Genomic DNA, 2198 nt, shown 5'->3' with positions numbered 1-2198 from the left:
TACATCATTATTTTGAGGTTCACTGGAAGGAAACTGTATGATTCTGGTTAATCAACACGCGTGATAGCAAATCTTTTAACGGAGTACTTTTTCAATTTTTTCGAGCGCTTCCTGAAATACGGTCTCTTCATTTTTTTCCGCATTCACAACTTCAATCCGGCCTTTTTCCCGTTTTGCAAGCAATAAATACCCTTCCCGCACTTTCTCATGAAAAGAAAGGCCTTCTAAATCAAGCCGATTTACTTCGCGGCCATTATGTCGATAAATTCGAGCCAGTCCCACTTCAGGGCTCACATCAAATAAAAGCGTCAGTTCGGGCATCATCCCGTTTGTGGCAAAATCATTAATCGATGCCACCTCATCCATTCCAAGCCCTCTCGCATGCCCCTGATACGCAAGCGAGCTGTCAATAAAGCGGTCACAAAGCACAACCGCTCCACGTTCAACCGCCGGAATGACCTTTTCTATGAGATGCTGACGGCGTGCTGCCGCATATAAAAGCGCCTCCGTCCGCGCATCCATCGCTGTATTCTCTTTATTTAAAATAACTGACCGAATTTGCTCTGCAATCGCAATGCCGCCCGGTTCGCGTGTTTGAACTACATCCATTCCTCTATTTTTCAATTCCTGAACGATCCGATTCAAAATAGTCGTTTTGCCGGCTCCTTCAGGTCCTTCTACCGTAATAAATTTACCCTTCACCTTCATAACTCCTTTCGAAAAACAGCCATCTGTTTCTCTTTTAACCCGCTGCCGCCATGAAAACGGCTGCCATTTTCGATCAGCCACTCCAACGAACGCAGATGATCTCGCGTAATTTGTTCTCCCTCCATTAACAGTGGGATACCAGGAGGATACGGAATAATCATTTCCGCCGCAATATGGCCTTCTGCCTCATTAAGAGCAATATATTGCTTTTTATATTTATTATGCTCATTATACGGCAATGCCAGATGGGATACACCGTCTGTTTTTAGTTCCACTGGAAAACGGTTTCTCACCGTTCCTTTTTTCAAATGAAAAGATTGCAGCTTTTTTATAGCGTCCGCTTCAAATTGCATCTGTCCTTCTTTTAATAAAGGAAAAATAAACAGCACTTGAAAAGGATCGGCCATTTCGGGATATAGACCCGCCTGTTCCAACATTGCCTTCAGCTCGTAACCTGACATACCGTCCGCCCTGACTAACAGCTTATACGGATCGTCTGGCTGCACACACATGCATCCTTTCGATTCCAGCACCTCTTTTACACTATTTCTCACTTCGATTGAATAAAGAACATCCCGCTCTTCATAGGCTGCTGTATAAGCTCTGGCCGCATCCAGAGACACCATGATCGGATAAGAGGGGCTGCTCGATTGCAGCGCCTGTAAATAAAATACGATTTTATCCCGGTCTATTTCCTTTGATTGAATATGAAAATAAGAACCCATTGTCATTGCTGGCAGCATTTTATGAGCCGATTGGACGGCTGCATCAGCCCCTGAGTATAGGGAACTTTTCGGTATACCTTCATAAGGAAGAACAAAATGCGCGCCGTGCGCTTCATCTACCAGCACAAGCGAACCATTTTTTTTCGCAACCGCGGCTAATATTTCAAATGAATCCGTCATTCCATAATAAGAGGGATACGTAAAAATAACTGCTTTCACATTTTTGTATTGCCGGTAGGCTTTTGTTAACGTTTCTGCAGAAAACAAAACAGCCGTTTTCGTCGTTTCATCATAATCGGGCGTTAAAAAAATAGGCGTTGCTTTGGCCATCTTCAATGCATTCAGGATAGATTTGTGACAGTTTCTCTGGACAAATACACAGTCTCCTTCTGAAAGAGAGCCAAGAATCATGGCCAAATTGCCGACAGTGCTTCCATTTACAAGAAAATTACTTTCAATGGTTTGATAAAGATGGCTTAATAATTTTTCCGCTTCTTGAATACAGCCTTCAGAAGAGTGGAGATCGTCCAGGCCGGTTAATTCTGTTACATCATACGAAAGATCTATGAAAGGAAAGAGCAGCCCGTTTTTATGTCCTGGAACGTGAAAAGCAACGGGTTTCTTTTCTTTATGCATTTTCAGTGCTTCAACAAGCGGCATTTTTGTTTGATCCATTTATGTATCCATCCTTTCATTTTTATGTATAGAAAAAGGAGATGACGTAAAGTCATCTCCTTTTATAATGTGCCAGGCGGCGTCCTGCTC

The 2198-nt window shown here is 42.9% G+C and carries 2 protein-coding genes; both read right to left on the bottom strand.

Annotated elements, in window-relative coordinates:
• Window positions 1-75: 75 nt before the first annotated feature.
• Window positions 76-708: a dTMP kinase gene (gene tmk / locus BTO30_RS16745; protein ID WP_075399828.1), complete on the bottom strand. Its 633-nt coding sequence runs from the start codon at window positions 706-708 to the stop codon at window positions 76-78.
• A complete protein-coding gene (locus tag BTO30_RS16740) occupies window positions 705-2108 on the bottom strand; it encodes an aminotransferase class I/II-fold pyridoxal phosphate-dependent enzyme (RefSeq protein ID WP_075399827.1) in 1404 nt (467 codons plus the stop codon). Before BTO30_RS16740 ends, tmk begins: the two co-directional genes overlap by 4 nt.
• Window positions 2109-2198: the final 90 nt, after the last annotated feature.

Source organism: Domibacillus antri (assembly GCF_001936625.1).
Lineage (GTDB): Bacteria > Bacillota > Bacilli > Bacillales > Domibacillaceae > Domibacillus > Domibacillus antri.
Note: the sequence above shows the minus strand (reverse complement) of the source record. Positions and strands in the feature narration are given on the sequence as shown.